Origin of the sequence: Stenotrophomonas maltophilia group sp. msm1 (genome assembly GCF_032025805.1) — a bacterium.
Classification (GTDB): domain Bacteria; phylum Pseudomonadota; class Gammaproteobacteria; order Xanthomonadales; family Xanthomonadaceae; genus Stenotrophomonas; species Stenotrophomonas hibiscicola.
Genome location: NZ_JAVSKH010000003.1, coordinates 1 through 20,416 on the forward strand (window position 1 = coordinate 1; position 20,416 = coordinate 20,416).

The window sequence follows — 20,416 nt, forward strand, 5'->3', positions numbered from 1 at the left end:
CCCCCCCCCCCCGCCACCCCCCCCCCCCCCCCCCCCCCCCCCCGCGGCGGCGCCCCCCCCCCCCCCCCACACCCCCCCCCCCCCCCCCCCCCCGCGCGCGGCCCCCCCCCCCGCCCCCGCGCGCAGGCTCAGGCCAGCACCTGGTAGCAGGGCTGATATTCGCCGGAGATCTTCATCCGGCGCTGTTCGACGAAAGCGCGCAGCAGCGCATCCAGCGCCTGCATCATGTCCGGGTCACCGTGGATCTGGAACGGCCCGAACTGCTCGATGCGGCGCATGCCGTCTTCCTTCACGTTGCCGGCGACGATGCCCGAGAACGCGCGGCGCAGGTCGGCCGCCAGCGCGTGCGGGGCACGCCCGTGGTGCAGGTCCAGCGCCGCCATCGCTTCGTGGGTGGGTACGAACGGCTGCTGGTACTCCCACGGAATCTCGATCGACCAGTTGAAGAAGAACGAGTCCTTCTGCGCCAGGCGGTGCTCGCGCACGCGCTTGATGCCGGTGGCCATCTTCTTCGCAACCGCCACCGGGTCGCCGATGATGATCTCGTAGCGCTCGGCAGCCGCATCGCCCAGGGTCAGGCGGATGAAGCGATCAATCTGCTCGAAGTACGGTGCCGCTACCGTCGGGCCGGTCAGGATCAGCGGGAACGGCAGGTCCTTGTTCTCCTCGCGCAGCAGGATGCCGAGCAGGTACAGGATCTCTTCGGCGGTACCGACGCCACCGGCGAACACGATGATGCCGTGGCCGATGCGGACGAAGGCCTCAAGGCGCTTCTCGATGTCCGGCATGATCACCAGGTGGTTGACGATCGGGTTCGGCGACTCGGCGGCGATGATGCCCGGCTCGGTCAGGCCGATGTAACGCGTCACGGTACGGCGCTGCTTGGCGTGGGCGATGGTGGCACCCTTCATCGGGCCCTTCATCGCACCCGGGCCACAGCCGGTGCAGATGTCCAGGCCGCGCAGGCCCAGTTCATAGCCCACCTGCTTGGTGTACAGGTATTCGTCGCGCGAGATCGAATGGCCGCCCCAGCACACCACCAGGTTCGGATCGCCCGGGTTGAGGATGCGCGCGTTGCGCAGCAGGCCGAACACCGCGTTGGTGATGCCCTCGGATGACTCCAGCTCGGCCGCGTAGGCCGGGCCCATTTCGATGGCCATGTAGGCGAGGTCGCGCACGACGGCGAACAGCAGTTCGGCGACACCGCGGATGATCTCGCCGTCAACGAAGGCCATCGCCGGTGCGTTGACCAGATCGATGCGCACGCCGCGATCCTGCTGCGCTACCTGGATGTCGAAATCAGGGTAGAGATCGCGCGCAGCGCGCGGATCGTCGGAGGCGCTGCCGCTGGTCAGCACGGCCAGCGCGCAGCGGCGCAGCAGCTCATGCATGCCGCCGGCGGAGGCATCGCGCAGGCGTGCCACTTCGGCCCGCGACAGCACATCCAGCCCACCGCGCGGGTAGATCCGCGCGTCCTGCACCGGCAGTGCGCGGGCTGATTTTTCGTTCGTGGTCATATCCAATTTTTCGCTTCCTTCAAGGTTTCCGACTGTACTGCCGCCCCCTTAAAAAGCAAAACGGCCGGGAAGCCCGACCGTTGGATGTGTGCCGCCCGCGTCCGCCATTCCGGGACCGCATCGGCGGCGTTGGCACCGCGCACATTTCTGGATGCTACGCCGTTGCCCCACGCCCTGCAAGGACTTTCGCCTGAACGGAAAACGGCCGGGTTTCCCCGGCCGTTTCCACTTACCACTTCAAGCGCTGATGGATCAGAACTTGTACTTCAGGGTCAGCTGCATCGACCAACGCGACACGGCGGTGTTGCCCTTGTCGTTGTTGTTTTCCTGCACCGACGGGTTGTCGGTCGAACCAGTGAAGGAGTACACGTACTTGCCGGTGGCCGGATCGATACCTGCGTAGTTGGCAACGCGACGGGTCGAGTAGAAGCCGTAGTCGTCGATCAGGCCCCACTTCTTGTTCAGCAGGTTGCCGACATTCATGATGTCCAGGGCGACTTCACCCTTGTGACCCTTCATGAAGCCCGGGAATTCCTGGCTGACGCGGACGTCGAAGCTGTTGACCCACGAGGCGCGGTGGCGGTTGGCCGGGACCACGCTGCCACGGTAGGCATCGAGTTCCGGGTTCTGCGCCAGCCAGTCGAAGAACTGCTTCTCCATTGCGGCACCGCCGGTGAACAGCACGTCGCCCGGACCCTTCGGCACGTAGAACAGGTCGTTGGTGGTGGCACCGTCGCCGTTGGCATCGTTGTAGAAGATGTAGCTGTACGGACGGCCCGAGCGACCTTCGTAGAACAGGCCCACGCGGGTGGCGTTGTCACCGAAGAAGTTGTGCTTCCACTCCAGGGTGCCGGTGACGCGGTCCTTCATCGCGTAACGCGAATTGTAGGCCACGTTCTCATTGGCGTTGAAGATGAGCGTGTTGTTCCAGTTCGAGGTGTTCTGCGAGCTGGACAGCGGGCTGACCTCGGTCGACTTGGTGTAGGTGTAACCCAGCGACCAGCCCCAGTTCTCGGTCAGCGGCTTGGCCAGCGAGAAGGTGGCCTGGGTGCCGCGACCCTTGTCGGTATTGCGCAGGACCAGAACGTCGCCGATGTCCTTCGGACGGTTGAAACGATCAACCGCATTTTTGGTACCGGTCGAAATGCCGTAGTCGACACCCTTATCGATGCGAGTGTTCGCCGAGTTGCGTCCAGCATCGTTCCAGTAGATCGCGCGGCCATCCTGACCGAAGGCGGTCGGCGCCGACACGTCCAGACGGTCGAAGTAGATGCCGTCCTTGACCTTGGTGAACAGCACTTCGGCCGATGCCACGATGCCGTACCACGGCAGCTCATGGTCGAACGCCAGGTTGGCCTTCCACACCGACGGCAGGCGGGTGCCCGGCGCGATGATGTCGACGTTCTGACGGGCCGAAGCCGGGCCACCGGCCGGGATGTACGGGTTGTTGCCGTCCGGAGTGAAGGCACCGGCCGGGATGCTGCGCTCGTCGTACTCGATGTAGTTCAGGCCGGTGTTCTGGTAGGCACCTGCCAGCCACACGTTCGGGGCGGCGCCGCCGAACAGGCCCACGCCACCGCGCAGCTGGGTCGGGCGATCGCTGTCGAAGGTGTAGTTGAAGCCGACGCGCGGCTGCACCAGGTTCTTGTCGACCAGCTTGGTGTTGTTGAAGCCGTACAGCTGCTCGATGCGCGGGTTGTACAGGCGCTGGGTGCTGAAGTCAGGCATGTCGATGCGCACGCCGAACATCAGGTTCAGGTTGTAGTTGATCGCCCAGGTGTCCTGCACGAACACGCCGGTGTTCTTCAGGGTGAAGTCGGCCGGGATGTCGCTGCGGCTGCCATCGGCGCGAGGAGCACGCAGCTGGTAGCGCGAAGCCTTGCCCGCCAGGAAATCGTTGACGCTGTTGAATTCGTACACGCCGTTGAGGTTGCGGCCGTAGAAGTTCATCAGGTCATTCTTCGAGTAATCGAAGCCGAACTTGACGGTGTGGTCACCGATGTACCAGATACCGGCACCAAAGGCGCTCAGTTCCTTCGACTCGACGATGTTGACGTGGGTGTTCTGTTCGGTACCGACGTACAGCGAATCGTTGCCCGACTTGATGCGGATCTGCGGCATGTCGACCAGCGGGACGCGGTTGGCCGAGTAATCCTTGTGCGAGACCTTGAACTCGGTCGAGAAGTTCTCGGACCAGTCACTGAACAGTTCGCCCATCCAGGTTTCGTACTCGGTGGGCTGCTGGTACCAGAAGTTGCTCAGCGAGATGGCGCTGCTGCTGACCTGCGGGAAGCGAACGACGTTCTGCTCCATCTTGTTGTAGCGCAGGGCCGCACGGTGGTTCTCGTTGATGTTCCAGTCCAGCTTGACCGCATACTCCTCGATCTCGGTCTTGCTGTTCGGCGCCGTCAGGCTGCCCGGATCGTAGCCCAGCTTGCCCAGGAAGTTCTGGACGTCGGTGATCTGCTGCTGGGTGATGGTGCCACGGCCGATCGGCGTGTCGCTCAGCGCGACGCCGGCGGCCGAGCGCTCGTACTTTTCGTAGTTGGTGAAGAAGAACAGCTTGTCCTTGACGATCGGGCCGCCGAAGGTCATGCCGTAGGTCTTCTCGTCCTCGAACCCGTTGAAGTCCTGCTTGTCACCTTCCAGGCGCGAACGGACCATGTCCTTGTCGCGGTACGAGCCGTACACGGTGCCGTGGAATTCATTGGTGCCCGACTTGGTCACGGCGTTGATCACCGCACCGGTACCACCGGCGATGGTGGTGTCGTAGTTGGCCAGGTCGATGTTGATTTCCTGGATGGCGTCCATCGACACCGGCTGACGCTCGGTCGGCAGGTTGTTGGAGCCCAGGCCGAACGGATCGGAGGCGCTGATGCCGTCGATGCGGATGGCGTTGTAACGGGTGTTCTGGCCACCGGCCGAGATCGCGCCGTCAGCCTTGCTGACCTGCGAGATGCGCGGATCCAGGCGGACGTAGTCCTGGATGTTGCGGCTGGCCGACGGCAATGCATCCATCGTTTCGCGGGTCACGTTGGTGCCGGTGCCCATCTTGTTGGCGCTGAACAGGTCCAGGCCGCCGGCAGTGGCGACAACGTTAACCGCGTCCAGGTTGGTCGCAGCCAGATCACCGCCCAGGTTGGCATTGACGGTGTTGACCTGGTTCAGGTTCAGGTAGACACCTTCTTCGGTCTTGGTGCCTTCACCGGGCTTGGTGATGGTGATGGTGTACGGACCACCCACGCGCAGGCCGCGCGCGTTGTAGCGACCCGACGCATCGGTGGTGGCACGCGAAACAGTGCCCGACTCGGTGTGCGTGATGGTGACTTCAGCGCCGGCAACAGGCTGGCCTGCGGCGGACATCACCTGGCCGCCGACACCGGCGGAGGTGCTGCTCTGGGCGAAGGCGGGAGCGGCAGCAAGTGCAGCCACGAGACCAAGGGTAAGCTTGGACATCCGGAGTGGGTGGGTCATTTTTCGGTAGCCTCGATGCGAGTTGGCGATGGCGGAAAAAAAGCGCATCCAAGCAGCCCTGCGGGTGGCTGATCGGAGAGTTATCTGGGGTTCCCTACCGCTCGGCTGAAGGCAGCCCTAACGGTTAACACTAGATTAACACGCTACGCCATCAATGTGACGGTTGTGCGACAAACGGCACCGGTTCGCAACGCAATCGTGACGGGCTCTTCACTCCGTCTTTCCCCGGCACTCACTCCGCAGGGGGCGCCTCGCTGGCATCGAGAATCTTGCCCCGCCAGGCGGCGCCAGCGCCGGACAACAGGGTCACCGCCGCTGCCGCTGCGGCTTCCGGGCCTTGGGCGGCCGGGTCCTGATCAACGGAATAGGCCCGGGCCCGCAGGGCTGTGCGCAGCGGACCGGGGTACAGGCCACTGACCCTTACCGGGCTGCGGCCGAGTTCGTCGTGCAGGCTGGCGATCAGGCCACGCAGGCCATGCTGGGCCACGCCATAACCGCCCCAGTAAGCCTGCCCCACCCGTTCGGGAGCATCGACCGCAAACACCAGCGCCGCATCTTCACGCTGCCGCAGCAGCGGCAGGCAGGCCTGGGCCAGCCAGGCCGGCGCGGTCAGGGTGACGTGCACCGCGCGGGCGAAACTGGCCGGGTCGGCCAGTTCAAACGGGGTCAGGCCAGGGAAGTGAGCGGCACAGACCAGCAGGCCGTCCAATCGCCCCAGCTCGCGCTGCAGGGCCTGGGCCAGCTCGGCATAGTCGTCGGGGCCCGCGCCTTCCAGGTCCAGTGGATACAGCAGCGGCTCCGGGCCGACCGCCTGCACCTGGGCGTAGACACGGTCCAGGCGGCGCGGCTTGCGGCCCAGCAGGACCACGGTGGCACCGGCGGCCGCAGCAGCCACTGCCGCCGCACTACCCAATCCGCCACCGGCACCGGCGACCAGCACTACGCGATCCTGCAACGGGCGGCCATCGAGCGCCCCGTCGGCCGGTGACGTCGATGGCCAGGCACTCATCCCTGGGTCGCCTCTTCGACGATGCGCTTGAGCTCGCCGGCTTCGAACAACTCCAGGACAATGTCACAGCCACCAATCAACTCACCGTTGATGAACAGCTGCGGGAAGGTCGGCAGGTTGGAAAAGCGCGGCAGGTTGGCGCGGATCTCGGGTTCTTCCAGCACGTTGACGGTGCGCAGGGTGACCGCGCCGGCCGCCATCAACGCCTGTACCGCGCGGCTGGAGAAGCCGCACATCGGGTATTGCGGGGTGCCCTTCATGAACAGCACGAGCGGGTAACGATCGACCTCGGCCTGGATTTGCTGCATTACCGCCACAACCACACTCCTTGCTTCGCCGGACAAACCGACCGCGGTGGTCGGCTAGACTGCCCACGGTAGCCGCCATTGTAAGCGGATGGAACCGGCTGCCGCCGCCCCTCTGGCCACGAACCTGTCCATGCCTGTTGAATTGCCTGCCCTGCCCTACCTTCCCGGCTCCCTGCAGCCGCACCTGTCCGCACAGACCGTGGAACTGCACCACGGCCGCCACCATCGCGGCTATGTAGATGCCGTCAACGCCGGCATCCTCGGCACCGAGTGGGAGGAAGCGTCGCTGGATGAGATCGTCCGCCACGCCCAGGGCAGGCTGTTCGATGCGGCCGCCCAGGCCTGGAACCACGGCTTCTATTGGCAGTGCCTGCGGCCGCGCGGCGGCGGCGAGCCGCAGGGCCGATTGGGCGAGCTGGTCAAGCGCCAGTTCGGTGACGCGCAGCGCCTGCGCGAGGAGTTCAACCGCGCCGCGCTGGGCCTGTTCGGCTCGGGCTGGGTGTGGCTGGTGCAGCATCCGGGCGGGCAGCTGGGCATCCAGGCCACCCGCAACGCCGGCACACCCCTGACCGGTGAGAGCACCCCGCTGCTGTGCTGCGATGTCTGGGAGCACGCCTACTACACCGAGTACCAGAATGACCGGGCGCGTTACCTGGATGCCTTCTGGCAGCTGGTCAACTGGGAATTCGCCGAAAGCCAGCTGCGCTGACCCCTGTAGAGCCGAGCCCATGCTCGGCTGCTGTCCGGCCAGCCGAGCATGGGCTCGGCTCTACAGATCACGCTTCACGCGTTCTCGTGCGCGGCCACCGCGTCCATCACCCGTGCCGAATACACCAGCGCGGCGCCTGCATTGAGCGACACCGCCACGCCCAGTGCTTCGGCGATTTCCTCGCGGCTGGCGCCATGCTTCAGCGCTGCATCCACATGTACGGTGATGCAGCCATCGCAGCGGGTGGTCACCGCCACTGCCAGCGCGATCAGTTCGCGGGTCTTGGCATCCAGATGGTTGGTCTGGGCGCCGGCATTGGCCAGGGTCGCGTAGCCCTTGACCGTGTCCGGCGAGAGCTTGCCGATCTCGCCGATGCGGCCCTTCAGTTCCTTGCGGTAGGCATTCCAGTCGAGCATGGTCGTGACTCCTGTGAAAGGAGCTCCACGCTACCACCGGCAATGGTGCGCCGATGCCTGCACCGGCGCGCCACACCGTTGCAGGCATACAAGGTTGTGCCGGCCATTGGCCGGCACGCCCGGGCTCAGCTATTGCGCAGCGCGTGTACCGCCGGCGCCACCTGGGCCTGGCGGTCCAGTTCCAGGCCAACCTGATCCAGCGCATCGGCCAATGCAGCGGCATCATCGTCGCGCAACGTGGCGTGGCCGACCTTGCGGCCCTCGCGCGGCTCCTTGCCGTAGTCGTGCCAGTGGCCGCTGGCCTGGGCCAGTACCGGTGCCGGGTCGGGCATCACGCCCAGCCAGTTCAGCATGCAGGCGTGACCCAGCATGCGGGTGCTGCCCAGCGGCAGGCCCAGCACGGCGCGCAGGTGATTCTCGAACTGCGAGGTTTCGCTGCCTTCGATGGTCCAGTGGCCGGAGTTGTGCACGCGCGGCGCCATCTCGTTGGCCAGCAGTTCGCCATCGCGGCAGAACAGCTCCAGCGCGAACACGCCGACGTACTGCAGGTGCTCGGCAACGCGGCGGGCATAGCCGATCGCGGCCTGCTGCTCGGTGTCGGACAGCACGGCCGGGGCCACGCTGGCCGACAGCACGCCGTCGACATGCCAGTTGCCGGTGACCGGCCAAGCCTCGAAGCTGCCATCGCGGCCACGCACGGCAACCACGCTGACTTCGCGCTGGAAGGCCACGAAGCCTTCCAGGATCAGGCCGGTACGCTCGACCTGTGCACCCAGCGCATCCCACGCGGCATCGATGTCGGCCTCGTTGCGCAGGCGGAACTGGCCCTTGCCGTCATAGCCGAGGCGACGGGTCTTGAGGATGCACGGCAGGCCGAATTCGGCGGCCTTGGCGGCCAGTTCGTCGCGGCTGCGGATATCGGCGAAGGCCGGCAGCGGAATGCCCAGCTGCTGGAACAGGGTCTTCTCGCTGAGCCGGTCCTGTGCGACAGCCAGCGCCGACGGCGGCGGGTAGACCGGCACGCGGTCGGCCAGCCACTGCGCACTGTCGGCCGGCACATTCTCGAAATCGAAGGTGACCACATCGACCTTGGCAGCGAAGTCCGCCAGGGCCTGGCGGTCATCGAAGGCGCCCACGGTGAGCGGCGCCAGCGGGCCGCTGCAGGCATCAGCGGCCGGGTCATACAGTTCGAAGCGCAGCCCCAGCGGCGCACCGGCCAGGACCATCATGCGGGCGAGCTGGCCGCCGCCCAGGATGCCGACGGTCAGACTCATTGGCGCGGATCGTCGTGGGCCATCACGTCTTCGGTCTGGCGTGCACGGAAGGCATCGAGCGCCTGGCCGATCGCCGGCTGGTCGCTGGCCAGCATCGCAGCGGCGAACAGCGCGGCGTTGGAGGCGCCGGCGTTGCCGATGGCAAAGGTGGCGACCGGGATACCGGCCGGCATCTGCACGATCGACAGCAGCGAATCCATGCCGTTGAGGGCCTTGGACTGCACCGGCACACCCAGCACCGGCACGGCGGTCTTGGCCGCGATCATGCCCGGCAGGTGCGCGGCCCCGCCTGCACCGGCGATGATGGCCCGCAGGCCACGCGGGCCCGCCTGCTCGGCGTAACTGAACAACACATCCGGCGTCCGATGCGCGGACACCACCTTCACTTCGAACGGAACACCCAGGGCTTCAAGCTTCTGGGCGGCGTGCTGCATGGTTTCCCAGTCGGAACGGGAACCCATGACGATGCCGACAAGCGGCGCGATCGGGTTGGGGGTCATTGGCCGTCACCTGCCTTAAAGACGTATTCTAGCCATCTTCCACGCAAGACGAAGAACCATGGATCGCAAGCTGCTCGACCTGCTGGTGTCGCCGGACACCCGCCAGCCCCTGTCCCTGCTGGATGGCAAGGGCCTGGAAGCCCTCAACAAGGCCATTTCCGCCGGCGCGGTGACCAAGGCCGATGGCAACCCGCTGGCGCAGCCGCTGCGCGAGGCACTGGTCACCCGCGACCGCAAGCAGGTCTTCCGCGTGGACGATGGCATTCCGGTGCTGCTGGCCGAGGAAGCCATTCCCACCGCCCAGATCGCCGACTTCCCGGCCGCATGAGCGCGCTGCCGACGCCGGACGCGGCCGTTGTCGCCGCCGATGTCGCGCGTGCGCTGGCCGAGGACCTGGGCAGCGGCGACGTCACCGCTGCGCTGCTGCCCGACCAGGCCGACAGCGCTTACCTGCTGTGCAAGCAGGACGGAGTGATCGCCGGTCGCCCCTGGTTCGACGCCACCCACCGCGCACTCGACCCGGAGGTGCGCATCGAATGGCGTGTCTCCGAAGGTGACCCGGTCACTGCCGGCACCGTGCTGGCCCTGCTGCACGGGCGCAGCCGCAGTCTGGTCAGTGCCGAGCGCACCTCTCTGAATTTCCTGCAGACGCTGTCCGGCACCGCCACCACCACCGCCCGCTACGTAGCGGCAGTGGCCGGTACCGGCACGCGCATCCTCGACACCCGCAAGACCCTGCCCGGCCTGCGCCTGGCGCAGAAGTACGCGGTGCGCTGCGGCGGTGGCGAGAACCACCGCTTCGGCCTGTACGACACGGTGATGCTGAAGGAGAACCATATCCGTGCCGCCGGTTCGCTGGCCGCAGCGGTGGCCGCCGCACGCCGGCAGTGGCCTGCGCTGCCGCTGGTGGTGGAGGTCGAAGACCTGGCGCAGCTGCGCCAGGCGTTGGAAGCCGGGTGCGAACGCATCCTGCTGGACGACTTCAGCCCCGACCTGCGTCGCGAAGCCGTACGCATCACGGCCGGCCGCATTCCACTGGAAGTCTCCGGCAGCGTCGGCCTGGGCGGCCTGCGTTCGATCGCCGAAGACGGCGTGGACTGCATCTCCATCGGCGGGCTGACCAAGCATGTGCAGGCCATCGATCTGTCGCTGAAGCTGGGCCCGCCTCCGGCTTGAGGCCTGCGGGACGTTGTCGAGCCTACGCTCGGCTGCTTCTCGATCTGCGCCGCGCCCTGCACCCGCTTTGCGCGATGAGCCGAGCGTGGGCTCGGCTCTGCACGACCGGAACGCCTTCACGGCTCGGCTACGGCCGCCTCTGCGACGCTGCGGGCACCCCCCACAGGAGCCGCGCATGCGCCGGATGCTCTTGCCTGCCTGCCTGCTGCTGGCCGCAGCGCCCTTGTCCGCAGCGGCCGCCGAAGCCTGCGACGTACCGCCCCGCTTTGGCCTGAGTCCGTTGGCGGTGGCCATCCGCAACACCGCCTGCAATGAGCACCGGCTCTGGTACCGGCCCTTCATCGATCGTGAAGGCCGTGCCGCCAGCCTCAGCGTCACCGAGGCCGAAAGCGATCACCTGGCCGACAACGGACTGATCGCCTGGCAGCGCGTGGCTGGCTACTGGCGAAACAGCGGCACGCTCAACGCGATGGGCAGCATCGCCGGCGCCAGCAGCTGCCTGGCACCGCTGGGCACGCGCTACACCGACAGTGACTGCCGCGCGTTCCTGATCGACAACCCGTGGTCGGCCGCGTTCATCTCCTGGGTAATGGTGCAGTCCGGCGTTCCCGGCTTCAATACCTCGCCTCGCCACATCGACTACATCCGTGCCGCATACCAGGGCGGCCCCTCGGGCGTGCCGTACCGGCTGGTCGACCCGGCCACGGCCAAACCCGCGCCGGGCGACCTGCTGTGCTTCCTGCGCGACCGCAGCACCACGCTCAGCTACAGCGGGCTGGTGCAGGCGCTGGGCAACGGCTCGGTGGGCCACTGGAAGTCGCATTGCGAAGTGGTGGTGGCCGCCAACCTGGGGGGCGACCAGACCCTGTACCTGGTCGGTGGCAACGTGATGAACACCGTAGCGATGCGGCTGCTGCCGCTGGACCGCACCGGGCTGATCAAGCTGCCACCGGCGCGCGAACGCAACAGCACCGGCATCGACCCGAGCTGCACGCCAGGGCGCGAGGACGAATGCAGCTTCAACCGCCAGGACTGGGCAGCCCTGCTGCAGCTGACTGCAACCTCACCGCTGGTGATGCCCTCGCCCACTGCGACGCCGATGCAGCACACTCCGGCACCGCAACCGATCATCGTGCCCGCGCAGCCGGTGTCCAGCGAACCGCAGCCGCGGCGGTGAGTGCGGCGCTTGATCCAGCGCGCGTTCGCCGCCATCTTTGCGGGATCGACCTCTGACGGCTGACGCCATGCCTACCCTGCTGCTGTTGCTGATTGCCGGCGGAATCATCTACTTCTTCTGGAACGCGGCACGCTCGGCCGCAGAGCGCGCCGTTGAATTGGGCCGCAATGCCTGCCGCGCAGCTGATGTGCAATGGCTGGATCAGGCGGTGCACGCCACCGGCCTGCGCCTGTCGCGCGGCGAGGATGGCCGGCTTGGGTTCGAGCGCACCTTCAAGTTCGAGTATTCCTACGATGGCATCGATCGCCACGTGGGTCGCATGGTGCTGCGTGGCGACCAGTTGATCTCGTTCACCGGCCCCGGCGCGGCGCGGATCAGCCAGATCCGGCCGGATGCGGAGGATGCCGAGGATGTGTAAGGGCTGAAGGAGTGCCGACCAACGGTCGGCACCCACCGTTACTTGGTTACTTGACCACGCGCAGGTTCGGCCGCCCCTTCGGCGGCGGGCTGGCTGGCGGCGTATCGTCCGGCGGCGTGCCTTCCTCGTGCAGCAGTTCGTCGCTGGTCGGCGCGGTTTCGCTGCCCGGGATATCATCCGGCAGCGCCATGCCCTGCCCGGTCTCGCGGGCATAGACCGCCAGCACGGCGCTGATCGGCACCTGCACCGGGTAGCTGGTACCGGAGAAGCGCGCCGAGAAGCTCACCATCTCGTTGTCGATCATCAGCCGTACGACGGCACGTTCGGCGATGTTGAGCACGACCCGGCCATCCTTGACCGCCGAAGGCGGCACCTGCACGCCGGGAACGCCGGCGTCGACCAGGATGTGCGGGGTCAGCTGGTTGTCGTTGATCCATTCCACCAGCGCCCGCAGCAGGTACGGGCGGTGGCTGGTCATGTGGAAGAAGTCTTCGGTCATGCGTGAAGTGTACGCGCCCGGCGCCCCGCCGGGGCGGATCGCCTGCACGCCGGTCGGCGTGCAGACGGGTAACACGGGCCGGATCAGGCCGGCAGGTCGCGCAGCTTCTTTTCCTGCTCGGTCAGGCTGCGGACGAAACCGGGGTGGCGGAAGATGCGGTTACCGTAGTCCTCAATCGCCTTGCCATCCTTCGGAAGTGGCACATCCAGCGATTGCAGCCGCCAGATGATCGGGGCCATGGCGCAGTCGGCCAGGCTCATTTCCGGGTTGAGGAAGAACTTGCTGGCCTTGAACAGCGGCAGCGAGGCGGTCAGCAGTTCCTTCAGGCGCTTGCGCCCGGCCTCGGCCTGGGTCTTGTTGCCCAGCTGGATGGCCTGCACCTGCGGCACCCAGTCGTGCTCGATGCGCAGCATCGCCAGGCGGATGCGCGCACGCGACAGCGGATCGACCGGCATCAGCGGCGGATGCGGGTAGCGCTCGTCCAGGTACTCGCTCACCACCGACGCGGCGTAGAGCACCAGCTCGCGCTCCACCAGGGTCGGCACCGAGTGGTACGGATTGAGATCGATCAGGTCTTCGGGCGGGTTCTGCGGATCGACCGGAACGAAGTCGAAGGTGACGCCCTTGGCCGCCAGGACCAGGCGCACCCGGTGGCACAGCACATCGTCGTTCGAGGAAAACAGCGTCAGTGTATTGCGCATGCGTACGCTCGCCGCCATCAAAGGCTCTCCCACGACAGGAGACCGCCTGCCGCATCGGCGCCGCCGGCACCGTGCCGACGGTCGACTCCTCCCCGAGTGTGCAACCGACCATCACAAAAGCCAATAGGCCCGTGCGATGGCCGGCGGCCGAATCAGTGGACGTCCTTCCAGTATTCCTTCTTCAGCAGGTACAGCAGGAAGGTCAGCAGGGCCAGGAACAGGATCACCCACACGCCCAGCTGCTGGCGCTTGAGCGCGGCCGGTTCGCCGGCGTATTCGAGGAAGTTGGTGATGTCCCGCACGGCCTGGTCGTACTGTCCGGCATCGACCGATCCCGGCGTTTCAATCTTCAGGCCGGTCACCGGCGGGTCCATGCCGGGGCCTTCGGCCTTGCCATGCACGGCGTGCTGCAGGCCCTGCATCTCCCACAGCGGGTTCGGCATGGAGGCGTTGGCGAACAGCGCGTTGTTCCAGCCCAGCGGCCGGCTGCTGTCCAGGTAGAACGACTTGAGGTAGGTGTAGACCCAGTCGCTGCCGCGCACGCGCGCGATCAGGCTGAGATCCGGCGGCATCTTGCCGAACCACTTCTCCGCGTTCTCCTTGGGCATCGCCACCGGGATCGGGTCGCCGATCGCCGAGCCGGTGAAGTTGAGGTTGTTCATCACCTCTTCCTCGGTCAGGCCCAGGTCCTGCGCCATCCGCGAATAGCGCAGGTACTTCAGCGCATGGCAGCCGGAGCAGTAGTTCATGTACAACTGTGCGCCGCGCTGCAGCGAGGCGCGGTCACCCAGATCGTTGCCTGCCTGCAGCAGCTTGGTGCCGCCCTCGGCGGCGGAGGCCAGGAAACTGCCCAGCATCAGGGTGGCCGCCAGGGCCAGCCGGACCATCCAGCGCTCAGTCATGCGTGGTCACCCTCTCCGGTACCGGCTTGGTCTTGTCCAACCGTGTCCATAGCGGCATGGTGATGAAGAAGGCGAAGTACAGGAAGGTCAGCACCCGCCCGATGTAGGTTTCATGCACGTCGGTGCCCGGGCCGGAGCCGATCACGCCCAGCCACACGAAGCACACCGCCAGCACGCCCAGCATCACCCTCGAGATCCAGCCGCGGTAGCGCACCGATTTCACCTTCGCCTTGTCCAGCCACGGCACCAGGAACAGGATCGCGATGGCCGAGAACATCACCAGCACGCCACCGAGCTTGTTCGGCACCACGCGCAACATCGCGTAGTACGGCGTGTAGTACCAGACCGGCTTGATGTGCTCCGGGGTGACCAGGCGGTTGGCCTCGGTGAAGTTGTCGTGCTCCAGGAACAGGCCGCCGAAACCAGGCGCGAAGAAGATGATGAAGGCGGCGATGATCAGCAGGAAGCCGGCGCCTACACCATCCTTGAGCGTGTAGTACGGGTGGAACGGAATACCGTCGGCCGGAGCGTTCGGCGACCAGCGGTTGCCCTTCGGCCCCTTCTTGATCTCCACGCCATCGGGGTTGTTCGAACCCACTTCGTGCAGCGCGCCCAGGTGCAGTACCACCAGCAGCAACAGCACCAGCGGCAAGGCGATGACATGCAGCGCGAAGAAGCGGTTGAGCGTGGCGTCACTGGGCAGGTAATCGCCCATGATCCACTCGGTCAGGCCGTTGCCGATCACCGGTATGGCACCGAACAGCGAGATGATCACCTTGGCGCCCCAGAACGACATCTGGCCCCACGGCAGCACGTAGCCCATGAAGGCTTCGGCCATCAACACCAGGTAGATCAGCATGCCGAGGATCCACACCAGCTCGCGTGGCTTCTGGTAACTGCCGTACAGCAGGCCACGGAACATGTGCAGGTAGACCACGATGAAGAACAGCGAGGCACCCGTGGAGTGCATGTAGCGGATCAGCCAGCCCCACTCCACGTCCCGCATGATGTACTCGATGGAGCCGAACGCCTCGGCGGCGCTGGTCTTGTAGTGCATCGTCAGGAAGATGCCGGTGACGATCTGGTTGACCAGCACCAGCAGCGCCAGCGAACCGAAGTAGTACCAGATGTTGAAGTTCTTCGGCGCGTAGTACTCGCTCACATGCTTGCGATAGACCGGCATCAGGCCCGGCGCGCGGGCATTGACCCAGTCGGCCACGCCGCTGGCGGTACGGCTGAGGATATTGGCCATCAGGCAGCCCCCTGCGGATCGACACCGATGATGATGGTGTTGTCGTCCTGGTAATGGTGCGCGGGCACCTTCAGGTTGATCGGCGCCGGCACGTCCTTGAAGACGCGTCCGGACATGTCGAAGCGCGACTTGTGGCAGGGGCAGAAGTAGCCGCCCTTCCACTGCGGGTCGTAGGGCTCAGGCCGGATTTCGGCGACCATTTCCGGCGAGCAGCCCAGGTGCGTGCACAGGCCGACCAGTACGGAGATGTCCGGCTTGATCGAGCGCAGTTCGGGGTTCTGCTTCAGCACGTAGTCCGGCTGCTGGTCCTTCTCGCCGGACTCGGGGTCCTTGAGACGGCCGTCCAGCCCATGCAGCGCATCGAGGATGGCCTTGGACCGCTTGACGATCCAGATCGGCTGGCCACGCCATTCCACGATCAGGCGTTGGCCTTCCTGCAGGGCGCTGATATCGGCCACCACCGGTGCGCCGGCAAGCTTGGCGCGGGCACTGGGGTTCCAGGACTTGATGAAAGGAACGGCGGTGAATCCGACGCCGACGGCGCCCACCACGGCTGTGGTGGCAGAAAGAAAACGCCGACGTCCGGTGTTGACTGGATCGTGTACCCCATCGTTGGCCATCCGGCACTCCGATATTGATTAGGTAGCTTTAAGGCTGCCAGCGGATCCGGTGGGGGCCAGAGCCGCATTGAATCGCGGTCGAGTGTAGCGGAACCGTCGCGCGCCACACAACGCTCTTTGCAAGGAGTGCCGACTGACAGTCGGCACCCACCTGTTCAAGGGAGTGCCGACCAACGGTCGGCACCTACTGGTGACTCAGGGCGGTGCGGTAACGCTCGGCCAGCTGCCCGACCCGGCGCACGTAGTACTGCGTCTCGCTGTAGGGCGGCACGCCACCGTGGCGGTCGACCGCGCCCTCGCCGGCGTTGTAGCCGGCCGCAGCCAGGGTCAGGTCGCCATTGAAGCGCTTCAGCAACCACGCAAGATACTGCACGCCACCGCGGATGTTCTGCCCGGCATCATAGGAATCGCTGACCCCGAAGCGGGCCGCGGTCGGCGGCATCAGCTGCATCAGGCCCTGCGCGCCGGCGCGGCTGAGCGCGGTCGGGTTGTAGGCCGACTCGGCGTGGATGATGGCGCGCACCACGGCTTCTTCGACGCCGAACTCGCGTGCGGCCGAGGTGATCTCGGTCTGGAACGCGGTGGTGTTCAAGCGCACCGAACCGAAGTCCACGCGTGGGTTGACGCCACAGGCATAACAGCGCTCCATGAAACTGTAGCGGATGGTACGCACCGGGCCGAGGTTGGCGACCTGGGTTGGCCGCGCACTGGTGTAGTGGCGCACCCCATCCTTCATGAAGGAATAGACCTGGCCGCTGACCATCCGCCCGGCCCGCGAGGCCGTCGGTGCCGCAGCAGGCGCGGGGGCAGCAGGCGTCGACGCGACCGCAGTGGGCGCAGCGGCGCTGGCCGCCACGGCGACCGGATTGCGTTCGATGCTGGCCACGGTGGTCGGCGCAGGCTTCGGCGCGACCACCACAGGGCGCGGTGCCGGCCGGGTATCGCGGCTGTAGCTGATGCTGCTGCAGCGCGCGCCGGCCACTCGCTTGCTCACGTAGCTGGTGACCCCGTCGGCGCCCTGGCACTTGTACAGGGTGCCGGCGCTGGCCGGCGCAGCGGTCAGCGCAGCGATGATGATCGCCGTTGTCCCCAGTATCCCCTTCATGCCGCGAGTGTCCCAGCTTCGCCGGGGCTTGCCAAGCGACGTGGCTCAGCCTGTGACCGGCGGCACAGCCAGCACCTGGCCCAATCCGGCCAAACGCTGTGCCAGCTCATCGCGCAGGCCCGGCGGTGTGGTCCACAACGCCACCGGCACCCGGTCCAGGCTGAGGATCTGCGCCAGCATCATGCCGCGGCTCTCGGCGCCCATGCGCAACAGGCAATGGCCGGCACCATCAGCCTCCAGCACACCACACCACGGTGGGATGCGCCCTTCCAGCTCGGTGCGGCTGCCGGCCAGGCGGACGATGGCCTGCAGTGCGAACGGCGCCTGGCTGACCGCCTGCCGCACCATCACGTCCGGAGGGGCTGGCGTGCGCCGGTGCAGGCCCGGCTCGGAGCACTCACGTACGGCACCCATGCGGTCCACGCGCAGAGTGCGCCAGTCCTGCCGCACCAGGTCCCAGGCAAGCAGATACCAGCGCCGCCCGTAATTGACCAGGTGCTGGGCCTCGACCTCGCGCTGGGTGACCGCGTCCTGCGCACTGCGGTATTCGAAGGCCAGCCGCGACGCCTGCCGACAGTGCTGGGCCAGCCGTCCGAGCAGGCGTGCGTCGGTGGACGGAAGGTCGGCCAGGGTGGCCGTCGCCGCATGCACCTCCCCGGCCTGCCGGCGGCGGCGGGTCGGCACCAGCGGGTCGAGCTTGGACAACAGGCCCCGCGCAGTGTCGTCGATGCCGGCGACGGTCGCAGACGCGGCACGCAGGGCGATGGCCAGGGTGGTTGCCTCCTCCTCGTCCAGCAGCATCGGCAATACCGGCGCCCCCGCCCCGAGCTGGTAGCCGCCGCCCACCCCTGACGAGGCGTGGACCGGGTAGCCCAGCTCGCGCAGGCGCTCGATATCGCGGCGGATGCTGCGCCGGTCCACGCCCATGCGCTCGGCCAGCTCAGCCCCGGACCACTGGCGGCGGGCCTGCAGCAGGGCGATCAGGCGCAGCAGTCGATGGGCGGTATGGCGCATGAAGAATCGAGGACAGAAGTCGTCCGCAATAGTGCCCCAGGATGGCTTCCAGTTCACCACCCACCGCAAGGAGCAATGCCATGACCTCACGCCAGATCACCCTGTATCACGCCGCCCGATCCCGCTCGAGCGGCGCCGTGGCTCTGCTCGAAGCGCTGGGTGCCGACTACCGCATGCAGGTGCTGGACCTGAAAGCCGGCGCCAACCTGGCTCCGGCCTATCTGGCCATCAACCCGATGGGCAAGGTGCCGGCCATCGTCCACAACGGCGCACTGGTGACCGAGCAGGTCGCCATTTATCTGTACCTGGCCGACCTGTATCCGGAAGCCGGGCTGGCACCGCCGATCGGCGACGCCCTGCGCGGGCCCTACCTTCGCTGGATGGCCTTCTACGGCGCCTGCTTCGAGCCAGCGATGATCGACAAGGCGATGCACCGCGAGCCACCGCCGCGCCTGATGTCACCGTACAACGATGCGGACACCGTGATGCAGGTGGTCGAGGCCCAGCTGGCACAGGGTCCCTACCTGCTCGGCGGGACGATGAGTGCCGCCGATGTGCTGTGGGGCAATGCGCTGGCCTGGACCACGGCCTTCGGCCTGGTGCAGCCTGCGCCGGCCACGGCTGATTACATTGCGCGGATGAGCGCGATGACCGCCTTCGACCGTTCGCGGCAGATCGATGCGGAGCTGGCGGCGGCATAAGCAGCGCCGGAGCAGCGCCGGCCGGCTTTCCTTGTAGAGCCGAGCCCACGCTCGGCTGGCTTCAGTAGAGCCAGGCCATGCCAGGCTGCCCCATGGGAAGCGGGAAGAGCAGCCGAGCGTGGGCTCGGCTCTACAAGGGCGCGGCGGCTGGCGCGGGATGCGGGTAGAATTGCCCGCTTTCCCGCCACCCGAATGGATTAAGCGCCATGACCGGGACGCCAGACGTCTTTCCGCCCGTCACGCCGGGCGGTACCCCGCTCGTTGCCCTGCCCGCTGGTCCGCGCAAGCCTGACCAGGTCAAGGGCAAGCTGTACATCAAGACCCACGGTTGCCAGATGAACGAGTACGACTCGGCCAAGATGGCCGACGTACTTGCCGCCAGCGATGGCCTGGAACTGACCGACAGCCCGGACGACGCCGACGTCATCCTGGTCAACACCTGCTCCATCCGCGAGAAGGCGCAGGAGAAGGTGTTCAGCCAGCTGGGCGTGTGGAAGGGCCTGAAGAACAAGGACCGCGAGGTCATCATCGGCGTGGGCGGCTGCGTGGCCTCGCAGGAAGGCGAGGCGATCATCAAGCGCGCGCCGTTCGTTGACCTGGTGTTCGGCCCGCAGACCCTGCACCGCCTGCCGGAACTGATCCGCGCACGCCGCGAGCAGAAGCGCCCGCAGGTGGACATCAGCTTCCCCGAGATCGAGAAGTTCGACCGCCTGCCCGAGCCGCGCGCCGAAGGTCCCTCGGCATTCGTGTCGATCATGGAAGGCTGTTCCAAATACTGCTCGTTCTGCGTGGTGCCCTACACCCGCGGCACCGAAGTCAGCCGCCCGTTCGAGGACGTGGTGGTGGAAGTGGCGCAGCTGGCCGCACAGGGCGTGCGCGAGATCAACCTGCTCGGCCAGAACGTCAATGCCTACCGAGGGCCTTATGGGGACGGCGAATTCGCCGACCTTGGCCTGCTGATCCGTACCATCGCCGAGATCGACGGCGTCGGCCGCATCCGCTTCACCACCTCGCATCCGCTGGAGTTCAGCGATTCGCTGATCGATGCGTTCCGCGACGTGCCGCAGCTGGCCAACTTCCTGCACCTGCCGGTGCAGGCCGGCAGCGACCGCGTGCTGTCGGCGATGAAGCGTGGTTACACCGCACTGGAATTCAAGTCGAAGATCCGCAAGCTGCGCGCGGTGCGCCCGGACATCTCGATCAGCTCGGACTTCATCGTCGGCTTCCCCGGCGAGACCGATGCCGACTTCGAGAAGACCATGAAGCTGATCGAGGACATCGGCTTCGACCACAGCTTCTCCTTCATCTATTCGCGCCGCCCGGGCACGCCAGCGGCCGATCTGGAGGACACGATCAGCGATGCCGAGAAGCACGCTCGCCTGTCGCGGCTGCAGGAGCGCATCAATGCGCACGCCGCCAGCATCTCGGAGAAGATGGTCGGTACCGTGCAGACCGTGCTGGTGGAAGGGCCGTCGCGCAAGAATCCGAACGAACTGACCGGCAAGACCGAGAACATGCGTTCGGTGAACTTCCCGGCGCCGGCGCGGTTGATCGGCCAGTTCGTGGATGTGCTGATCACCGAAGCGCTTACCAACTCGCTGCGTGGGCGCGTGGTGGCGGAATAAGGTGTGCCGACCAACGGTC

Annotated in this window: 21 protein-coding genes; 7 read left to right on the forward strand and 14 right to left on the reverse strand. The window is 66.6% G+C overall.

The window, feature by feature from the left end; translation table 11 throughout:
- Nucleotides 1–128: 128 nt before the first annotated feature.
- The 4 genes from ppnN to grxD form a co-directional block, all read right to left on the reverse strand.
- Nucleotides 129–1,517 (reverse strand): nucleotide 5'-monophosphate nucleosidase PpnN, encoded by a 1,389-nt coding sequence (ppnN, locus tag ROV95_RS15165; RefSeq protein WP_019659018.1) that lies wholly within the window; start codon nucleotides 1,515–1,517, stop codon nucleotides 129–131.
- 252 nt (nucleotides 1,518–1,769) lie between these two features.
- Nucleotides 1,770–4,991: a carboxypeptidase regulatory-like domain-containing protein gene (locus tag ROV95_RS15170; protein WP_312545160.1), complete on the reverse strand. Its 3,222-nt coding sequence runs from the start codon at nucleotides 4,989–4,991 to the stop codon at nucleotides 1,770–1,772.
- 232 nt (nucleotides 4,992–5,223) lie between these two features.
- A complete protein-coding gene (locus ROV95_RS15175; protein WP_111097902.1) occupies nucleotides 5,224–6,000 on the reverse strand; it encodes an SDR family NAD(P)-dependent oxidoreductase in 777 nt (258 codons plus the stop codon).
- A complete protein-coding gene (grxD, locus tag ROV95_RS15180) occupies nucleotides 5,997–6,317 on the reverse strand; it encodes a Grx4 family monothiol glutaredoxin (RefSeq protein WP_005408852.1) in 321 nt (106 codons plus the stop codon). Before grxD ends, ROV95_RS15175 begins: the two co-directional genes overlap by 4 nt.
- A 121-nt stretch (nucleotides 6,318–6,438) precedes the next feature.
- On the opposite strand from grxD, the gene ROV95_RS15185 reads away from it, so the two are divergent.
- The gene (locus ROV95_RS15185) at nucleotides 6,439–7,017 is read left to right on the forward strand and encodes a superoxide dismutase (protein ID WP_312545163.1); all 579 of its coding nucleotides are present in this window, start codon (nucleotides 6,439–6,441) and stop codon (nucleotides 7,015–7,017) included.
- Nucleotides 7,018–7,091: 74 nt separating this feature from the next.
- Here ROV95_RS15185 and ROV95_RS15190 read toward each other — a convergent pair whose 3' ends face one another.
- The 3 genes from ROV95_RS15190 to purE form a co-directional block, all read right to left on the reverse strand.
- On the reverse strand, nucleotides 7,092–7,433 hold the full coding sequence (locus ROV95_RS15190; protein ID WP_019659022.1) for a carboxymuconolactone decarboxylase family protein: 342 nt from the start codon (nucleotides 7,431–7,433) through the stop codon (nucleotides 7,092–7,094).
- Between the two features lie 125 nt (nucleotides 7,434–7,558).
- Complete coding sequence (locus ROV95_RS15195; protein WP_134734910.1) at nucleotides 7,559–8,707, reverse strand: 5-(carboxyamino)imidazole ribonucleotide synthase; 1,149 nt, start codon at nucleotides 8,705–8,707, stop codon at nucleotides 7,559–7,561.
- Nucleotides 8,704–9,207, reverse strand: coding sequence for a 5-(carboxyamino)imidazole ribonucleotide mutase (gene purE / locus ROV95_RS15200; protein ID WP_005412808.1), 504 nt, complete (start codon nucleotides 9,205–9,207; stop codon nucleotides 8,704–8,706). Before purE ends, ROV95_RS15195 begins: the two co-directional genes overlap by 4 nt.
- A gap of 58 nt (nucleotides 9,208–9,265) precedes the next feature.
- Here purE and ROV95_RS15205 point away from each other — a divergent pair, with 58 nt between their 5' ends.
- The 4 genes from ROV95_RS15205 to ROV95_RS15220 all read left to right on the forward strand — a co-directional run bounded on the left by ROV95_RS15205 (nucleotide 9,266) and on the right by ROV95_RS15220 (nucleotide 11,978).
- Nucleotides 9,266–9,535 carry a Trm112 family protein gene (locus ROV95_RS15205; RefSeq protein WP_019659024.1) on the forward strand — a complete coding sequence of 90 codons (270 nt, stop codon included), beginning with the start codon at nucleotides 9,266–9,268 and terminating at the stop codon, nucleotides 9,533–9,535.
- Entirely contained in the window at nucleotides 9,532–10,383 is an 852-nt protein-coding gene (nadC, locus tag ROV95_RS15210; RefSeq protein ID WP_021203580.1) for a carboxylating nicotinate-nucleotide diphosphorylase, read from the forward strand. Before ROV95_RS15205 ends, nadC begins: the two co-directional genes overlap by 4 nt.
- 175 nt (nucleotides 10,384–10,558) lie before the next feature.
- Entirely contained in the window at nucleotides 10,559–11,560 is a 1,002-nt protein-coding gene (locus ROV95_RS15215) for a DUF2272 domain-containing protein (protein ID WP_019659026.1), read from the forward strand.
- Between the two features lie 67 nt (nucleotides 11,561–11,627).
- On the forward strand, nucleotides 11,628–11,978 hold the full coding sequence (locus ROV95_RS15220; RefSeq protein ID WP_049423257.1) for a DUF3301 domain-containing protein: 351 nt from the start codon (nucleotides 11,628–11,630) through the stop codon (nucleotides 11,976–11,978).
- A gap of 46 nt (nucleotides 11,979–12,024) precedes the next feature.
- Here the strand turns inward: ROV95_RS15220 and ROV95_RS15225 are convergent, their stop codons facing one another.
- The 7 genes from ROV95_RS15225 to ROV95_RS15255 all read right to left on the reverse strand — a co-directional run bounded on the left by ROV95_RS15225 (nucleotide 12,025) and on the right by ROV95_RS15255 (nucleotide 18,071).
- On the reverse strand, nucleotides 12,025–12,477 hold the full coding sequence (locus tag ROV95_RS15225; RefSeq protein ID WP_019659028.1) for a ClpXP protease specificity-enhancing factor: 453 nt from the start codon (nucleotides 12,475–12,477) through the stop codon (nucleotides 12,025–12,027).
- Nucleotides 12,478–12,560: 83 nt separating this feature from the next.
- Nucleotides 12,561–13,196, reverse strand: coding sequence for a glutathione S-transferase N-terminal domain-containing protein (locus ROV95_RS15230; protein ID WP_021203577.1), 636 nt, complete (start codon nucleotides 13,194–13,196; stop codon nucleotides 12,561–12,563).
- A 134-nt stretch (nucleotides 13,197–13,330) separates the two neighbouring features.
- On the reverse strand, nucleotides 13,331–14,080 hold the full coding sequence (locus tag ROV95_RS15235) for a cytochrome c1 (protein WP_058979545.1): 750 nt from the start codon (nucleotides 14,078–14,080) through the stop codon (nucleotides 13,331–13,333).
- Entirely contained in the window at nucleotides 14,073–15,332 is a 1,260-nt protein-coding gene (locus ROV95_RS15240; RefSeq protein WP_019659030.1) for a cytochrome bc complex cytochrome b subunit, read from the reverse strand. Before ROV95_RS15240 ends, ROV95_RS15235 begins: the two co-directional genes overlap by 8 nt.
- Nucleotides 15,332–15,952 (reverse strand): ubiquinol-cytochrome c reductase iron-sulfur subunit, encoded by a 621-nt coding sequence (gene petA, locus ROV95_RS15245; protein ID WP_004151998.1) that lies wholly within the window; start codon nucleotides 15,950–15,952, stop codon nucleotides 15,332–15,334. Before petA ends, ROV95_RS15240 begins: the two co-directional genes overlap by 1 nt.
- 184 nt (nucleotides 15,953–16,136) lie before the next feature.
- Complete coding sequence (locus tag ROV95_RS15250; protein ID WP_019659031.1) at nucleotides 16,137–17,057, reverse strand: lytic transglycosylase domain-containing protein; 921 nt, start codon at nucleotides 17,055–17,057, stop codon at nucleotides 16,137–16,139.
- 45 nt (nucleotides 17,058–17,102) lie between these two features.
- Nucleotides 17,103–18,071, reverse strand: a complete 969-nt coding sequence (locus ROV95_RS15255; RefSeq protein WP_312545169.1) for a WYL domain-containing protein — start codon at nucleotides 18,069–18,071, stop codon at nucleotides 17,103–17,105.
- Between the two features lie 80 nt (nucleotides 18,072–18,151).
- On the opposite strand from ROV95_RS15255, the gene ROV95_RS15260 reads away from it, so the two are divergent.
- Nucleotides 18,152–18,772 (forward strand): glutathione S-transferase, encoded by a 621-nt coding sequence (locus ROV95_RS15260; protein ID WP_312545170.1) that lies wholly within the window; start codon nucleotides 18,152–18,154, stop codon nucleotides 18,770–18,772.
- Nucleotides 18,773–18,978: 206 nt separating this feature from the next.
- Complete coding sequence (gene miaB / locus ROV95_RS15265; protein ID WP_312545171.1) at nucleotides 18,979–20,397, forward strand: tRNA (N6-isopentenyl adenosine(37)-C2)-methylthiotransferase MiaB; 1,419 nt, start codon at nucleotides 18,979–18,981, stop codon at nucleotides 20,395–20,397.
- The last annotated feature ends 19 nt before the right edge of the window (nucleotides 20,398–20,416 follow it).

Bases quoted from the DNA above. Each gene is read 5' to 3' on its own strand.
- ROV95_RS15255 (WP_312545169.1), bottom strand. From the start codon at position 18,071: ATGCGCCATACCGCCCATCGACTGCTGCGCCTGATCGCCCTGCTGCAG.
- miaB (WP_312545171.1), top strand. From the start codon at position 18,979: ATGACCGGGACGCCAGACGTCTTTCCGCCCGTCACGCCGGGCGGTACC.
- ROV95_RS15215 (WP_019659026.1), top strand. From the start codon at position 10,559: ATGCGCCGGATGCTCTTGCCTGCCTGCCTGCTGCTGGCCGCAGCGCCC.
- ROV95_RS15220 (WP_049423257.1), top strand. From the start codon at position 11,628: ATGCCTACCCTGCTGCTGTTGCTGATTGCCGGCGGAATCATCTACTTC.
- ROV95_RS15235 (WP_058979545.1), bottom strand. From the start codon at position 14,080: ATGACTGAGCGCTGGATGGTCCGGCTGGCCCTGGCGGCCACCCTGATG.
- ROV95_RS15185 (WP_312545163.1), top strand. From the start codon at position 6,439: ATGCCTGTTGAATTGCCTGCCCTGCCCTACCTTCCCGGCTCCCTGCAG.
- ROV95_RS15250 (WP_019659031.1), bottom strand. From the start codon at position 17,057: ATGAAGGGGATACTGGGGACAACGGCGATCATCATCGCTGCGCTGACC.
- ROV95_RS15205 (WP_019659024.1), top strand. From the start codon at position 9,266: ATGGATCGCAAGCTGCTCGACCTGCTGGTGTCGCCGGACACCCGCCAG.
- ROV95_RS15225 (WP_019659028.1), bottom strand. From the start codon at position 12,477: ATGACCGAAGACTTCTTCCACATGACCAGCCACCGCCCGTACCTGCTG.
- ROV95_RS15195 (WP_134734910.1), bottom strand. From the start codon at position 8,707: ATGAGTCTGACCGTCGGCATCCTGGGCGGCGGCCAGCTCGCCCGCATG.
- ROV95_RS15170 (WP_312545160.1), bottom strand. From the start codon at position 4,991: ATGACCCACCCACTCCGGATGTCCAAGCTTACCCTTGGTCTCGTGGCT.
- ppnN (WP_019659018.1), bottom strand. From the start codon at position 1,517: ATGACCACGAACGAAAAATCAGCCCGCGCACTGCCGGTGCAGGACGCG.
- nadC (WP_021203580.1), top strand. From the start codon at position 9,532: ATGAGCGCGCTGCCGACGCCGGACGCGGCCGTTGTCGCCGCCGATGTC.
- ROV95_RS15230 (WP_021203577.1), bottom strand. From the start codon at position 13,196: ATGGCGGCGAGCGTACGCATGCGCAATACACTGACGCTGTTTTCCTCG.
- ROV95_RS15190 (WP_019659022.1), bottom strand. From the start codon at position 7,433: ATGCTCGACTGGAATGCCTACCGCAAGGAACTGAAGGGCCGCATCGGC.
- purE (WP_005412808.1), bottom strand. From the start codon at position 9,207: ATGACCCCCAACCCGATCGCGCCGCTTGTCGGCATCGTCATGGGTTCC.
- ROV95_RS15240 (WP_019659030.1), bottom strand. From the start codon at position 15,332: ATGGCCAATATCCTCAGCCGTACCGCCAGCGGCGTGGCCGACTGGGTC.
- petA (WP_004151998.1), bottom strand. From the start codon at position 15,952: ATGGCCAACGATGGGGTACACGATCCAGTCAACACCGGACGTCGGCGT.
- ROV95_RS15260 (WP_312545170.1), top strand. From the start codon at position 18,152: ATGACCTCACGCCAGATCACCCTGTATCACGCCGCCCGATCCCGCTCG.
- ROV95_RS15175 (WP_111097902.1), bottom strand. From the start codon at position 6,000: ATGAGTGCCTGGCCATCGACGTCACCGGCCGACGGGGCGCTCGATGGC.